General features: G+C 63.1%; 5 protein-coding genes. 3 read left to right on the top strand and 2 right to left on the bottom strand.

Features of this window, described 5'->3' with window-relative positions:
- Positions 1 to 843, top strand: an 843-nt coding sequence (locus A2J01_RS25725) for a TauD/TfdA family dioxygenase (protein ID WP_197494300.1), incomplete at its 5' end; no start/stop codon positions are given.
- A 7-nt stretch (positions 844 to 850) separates the two neighbouring features.
- Here A2J01_RS25725 and A2J01_RS25720 read toward each other — a convergent pair.
- Together A2J01_RS25720 and crgA are read right to left on the bottom strand one after the other, a co-directional pair.
- Positions 851 to 1,342: a PH domain-containing protein gene (locus A2J01_RS25720; protein ID WP_064113880.1), complete on the bottom strand. Its 492-nt coding sequence runs from the start codon at positions 1,340 to 1,342 to the stop codon at positions 851 to 853.
- Between the two features lie 107 nt (positions 1,343 to 1,449).
- Positions 1,450 to 1,713, bottom strand: coding sequence for a cell division protein CrgA (gene crgA / locus A2J01_RS25715; protein ID WP_003942576.1), 264 nt, complete (start codon positions 1,711 to 1,713; stop codon positions 1,450 to 1,452).
- A 102-nt stretch (positions 1,714 to 1,815) separates the two neighbouring features.
- Between crgA and A2J01_RS25710 the strand changes: the two genes are divergently transcribed.
- Together A2J01_RS25710 and A2J01_RS25705 are read left to right on the top strand one after the other, a co-directional pair.
- Positions 1,816 to 2,529 (top strand): DUF881 domain-containing protein, encoded by a 714-nt coding sequence (locus tag A2J01_RS25710; RefSeq protein ID WP_003942461.1) that lies wholly within the window; start codon positions 1,816 to 1,818, stop codon positions 2,527 to 2,529.
- A 22-nt stretch (positions 2,530 to 2,551) separates the two neighbouring features.
- Positions 2,552 to 3,217, top strand: a complete 666-nt coding sequence (locus tag A2J01_RS25705) for an aminodeoxychorismate/anthranilate synthase component II (protein WP_003942537.1) — start codon at positions 2,552 to 2,554, stop codon at positions 3,215 to 3,217.
- Positions 3,218 to 3,298 lie beyond the last annotated feature (81 nt).

Genomic DNA, 3,298 nt, shown 5'->3' with positions numbered 1-3,298 from the left:
TCTTCCGATTTGACGCTGGCAAGTGTTGTTCCGCGGCGCGTGGACACGGTCGAGGCCGTCCGGGCGGCAATCGCTCTCGACGGGGCCGCGGTCTTCGGTGGCCTGCACACCGAGGAAGATGCCATTGCCTTCGCGTCGAATTTGCTCGGTGAGAAGTGCATTCGCGTCGGCCGTCAGTTCGAGGCGAGTGCCAAGAGTCAGGATGCCGAAGCAGCTGTCGTCGACACCCAACCGGTGGACGAACGCGGCAGGAAGCGCTCGTTCGGCATCTCCGGCGAGCGGATGACCGCCCACAACGACGGTTTTGCGTTCGGTGACTACGCTCCCGATTACCTGTTTCTGTGGTGCAAGCGTCCGGCGTATCCGAGTGGCGGCGACTCGTTTCTCATCGATGCGCTCAAACTGACGCGGTTGCTCGCCTTCGATCCCGCAACCGCTGAATTGGCCGAATTCTGTTGGAGCACAGACATCGACCATTCGGAACCGAACTTCCCGCAGAACACATTTGCGCCGATCGCCAGGACGGTGCCGAGTGGACGCAACCAGGTTCGCTATCACCCGTACCTCGCGCCGATCGCCGGTGAATCGGAAGTAGCGCAGTGGCCGCTGGTGAAGCAGTGGAGTGAGGCTGTGATTCACGTGCGCGACAGCGGTCCGATGTTCCGCGCCGAAGCCGGCGAGATGATCTGCATCGACAACTACCGGGTACTGCACGGCCGCGACGGATACACCGACCCCGGCCGTGAGCTGTACTCGATCTGGGGATGGTCGAGCGACGCAGTCGCGGTGCCGCAGCAGGCTCTCGACATCGTGCAGCCGGACCTCGCGGCACTGGCCATGTAACCCGCGCCTATTTCTCGGGCGGTACCAATCCGTGGACAGCGAGCACGTCGAGGACGTCCTCCGGCGACGTGCCGAGATCCCAGCGTCCGAAGATCAACAGCTTCTCCGTGTCGGTGGGACGGTTGACGATGTCGATCTCGAGCATCGGGACGCGTCGACCCAGACGCGGGTAGCGGACGAGACGCACGCGGTCGATCTGTTCGCGGGTGAACTCGTGGCGGGCGCGCAGTCGCTGCACCGCGATCGACTTGGTTCCCGCGTCTTCGATCACAGCCAGGCGGGGACGCTGACGCAGGGCGAGTCCGCCCATCACGAACAGCCCGATCACCGCGAGGGCGAGCAGGAAGCGTCCGGCAGGCTCCGTGGGCGCGATTATCGAGGCGATCGCGAGGGCAATTCCGCCGCCGAACATCGCGTAGACAACACCCATCGGAGTGGCCCACGAGATCACCTCCGTGACGTTGTCACGAGGCTGTGGATGAAATTCATCCTCGAGCATGTGGATAACTTCCTAGGTTGTCCACAGGAGTTATCCACAATGGGGATGAATGACACCCATGTAATTGAATGACGGTCACGATCCGGGTCGAATCAGATACTCGCTGGTCAGCGCCATCTCATGGTCATGACAAGGCCGACAACCATGAAACCGAAGCCGACGAGGAAGTTATAGTTTCCCAAGTCGTTCATCCACGTGATCGAATCCGCGGCCAAGTAGTACACAATCAGCCACGCCAGGCCGACAAGCATGAATCCGAGCATCACCGAGACGTACAACGTGCTCGACGGACCCATCTTCACCTTCACCGGAGTGCGGTTTGCCGGGTTGACTGTGTAGTCGTTCTTCTTACGGACCTTCGACTTGGGCATGACGTCCTCGCTCTACGGTGTGACCTGCATGTGTTACCTACACGCTAACGTAGCTGTGTCCAGTTGGTCACCGGCCGACCTGCACAATCCGGGAGGAGCCACGTGTCTTCGGGTGAATCTTCACGAACCGTCTGGCACATCGGTGTACTTGCCGTCTGCCTGGTAGCCGGTCTGATGGTCGCCACGGCGCAACGATCCGCCGAGGAGAACCAGCTCCAGGTCACCGAAAGCACCAGGCTCTCCGATCTGGTTCGCAGCGCCCAGGCCAATGCCGAAAAAGTCTCGGCCGACCGGGACGAACTTGCCGCCCAGCTCGATTCGCTGCAGCAAGACGCCGCTCGGTCCGACGCCGGAGTGGCCGCCGCGCTCGGTGACATCAAGAACATCTCCGCCGACGCGGGACTGACGGAGATGACCGGCCCGGGTGTTGTCGTCACGATGACGGACGCTCCGCGCAACGCCGACGGCAAGTATCCGGTCGACGCCACCCCGGACGACCTCGTCGTGCATCAGCAGGACGTTCAGAGCGTCCTGAACGCACTGTGGGCCGGCGGGGCCGAAGCGGTGGGCATGCAGGACCAACGGATCATCAGTACGTCGGCGCCGCGGTGCATCGGAAACACTCTTCTTCTTCACGGACGTACCTACAGCCCGCCCTACGTGATGAGCGCCATCGGTGACGTTGCGCGCCTCGAGGCGGCCCTCGCCGCCGAACCGGGCATTCGGATCTACAAGCAGTACGCGACCCGCTTCGGCCTCGGGTACACGCAGGCAACGCCGTCGCAGATCACGGTCCCCGCCTATACCGGCGGATAGCACGGGCGTTTACCCTGCTCTCATGAGGATTCTCGTCGTCGACAACTACGACAGCTTTGTGTTCAACCTGGTGCAGTACCTCGGCCAGCTCGGAACCGAAGCCGTGGTCTGGCGCAACGACGATCCACAACTGACGGCAGACCTCGAGGGTGCAGTAGCGCAGTTCGACGGCATTCTCCTGAGCCCGGGCCCCGGAACTCCGCAGCGCGCGGGAGCGACGATGGATCTGGTGAAGGTCTGCGCCGACACCAAGACCCCGCTGCTTGGCGTCTGCCTCGGACATCAGGCGATCGGTGCGGCTTTCGGCGGAACCGTCGACCGCGCGCCCGAACTGCTTCACGGCAAGACGAGTCTGGTTCACCACAAGGACGTCGGCGTCCTGGCCGGACTGCCCGATCCGTTCACCGCTACCCGCTACCACTCGCTGACGGTTCTCGAGGACACCATTCCCGAGGAACTCGAGGTGACCGCCCACACCGAGAGCGGCGTCGTGATGGCGATGCGCCACCGCGAACTGCCGATTCACGGCGTCCAGTTCCACCCCGAGTCCGTACTCACCCAGGGTGGACACCGGATGCTCGCGAACTGGCTCGCAGTCTGCGGTGAGGCGCCGCCGGAAGGGCTCGTCGCAGCCCTCGAGGCCGAGGTCGCGTCGGCGCTCGGCGGCGCATTGCCCGCAATTCTCTGACACCTGTCCACAAAAAAGTGCCTCCCGGAAATCTCCGGGAGGCACTTTTTCACTTTGCTAGCGGCCGGGGATTCCGAGCGC

This window comes from Rhodococcus sp. EPR-134, from assembly GCF_001647205.1.
Lineage (GTDB): Bacteria > Actinomycetota > Actinomycetes > Mycobacteriales > Mycobacteriaceae > Rhodococcus_F > Rhodococcus_F qingshengii.
This window is presented reverse-complemented; position numbering and strand designations above follow the sequence as displayed.